This is a genomic window from Mycobacterium sp. 1465703.0 (assembly GCF_001672975.1).
Classification (GTDB): domain Bacteria; phylum Actinomycetota; class Actinomycetes; order Mycobacteriales; family Mycobacteriaceae; genus Mycobacterium.
Map to the genome: position 1 here is coordinate 1 of NZ_LZKU01000260.1, position 949 is coordinate 949.

Here is a 949-nt window from a genome sequence, read left to right on the forward strand (position 1 = left end):
CGCTCAACACCGCCCGATTACCCATCTCATCCAAACGCGCGTGCTCACACTCATCGAGCACATCCACCGACGACACCCGCCGGGTCGGATCGGCGGTCAACGCCCCCAGCACCCGCTCCAACCGCTCGACGAGTGCCTGGATACTTTCCGGGTCGAACACGTCGGTGCGAAACTCCACCGACCCGCCGATCCCGGCAGGCTCACCAGATTCCGTCCAGCGTTCGGCCAACGACACCGACACATCCACCCGCGCGGTATGAGCGTCCACCGGCACCTGGGTGACCTCTAAATCACCCAACGCCAACCCCGCAGCATCACCGGTATCCAATCCGGGCAGGTTCTGCCAGGCCAACAACACCTGCACCAGCGGATGATGCGCCAACGACCGGGTCGGGTTGAGCCGCTCCACCAGCACCTCAAAAGGCACATCCTGATGCTCATAAGCGGCCAGGCTGCGCGCCCGCACCTGCCCCAACACCTCGGCAACGGTGGGATCCCCAGACAGATCCACCCGCAACACCAACGTGTTGACGAAAAAACCCACCAACTCATCCAGCGCCGGATCACGCCGCCCCGCGATCGGGAACCCCACCGCCACATCGCAACTCGCACTCAGCTTGGACAACACCACCGCCAGCGCGGCCTGCACCACCATGAAACTGGTCGCATCATGCTCACGAGCAACCCGCGCCACCCGCTGCTGCAACTCCACCGGCCACTGCACCACCACCGTGGCCCCCCGCTGATCAGCAACCGGCGGATACGGCCGATCAGTGGGCAGCTGCAACCGCTCAGGCATCCCGGCCAACGCCTGCTCCCAATACGCCAGCTGCCCACCAATACGGCTGTCGCGGTCCGCCAGATCACCCAACTGCGCACGCTGCCACAACGTGTAATCCACATACTGCACCGCCAACGACGCCCACTCGGGGGCATGCCCGGCACACCG

The 949-nt window shown here is 65.1% G+C and carries 1 protein-coding gene; it reads right to left on the reverse strand.

All coding sequences use genetic code 11. The features are described from left to right. A partial coding sequence (locus A5625_RS24620; protein ID WP_232003813.1) for a condensation domain-containing protein occupies positions 1-949 on the reverse strand: 949 nt, incomplete at both ends.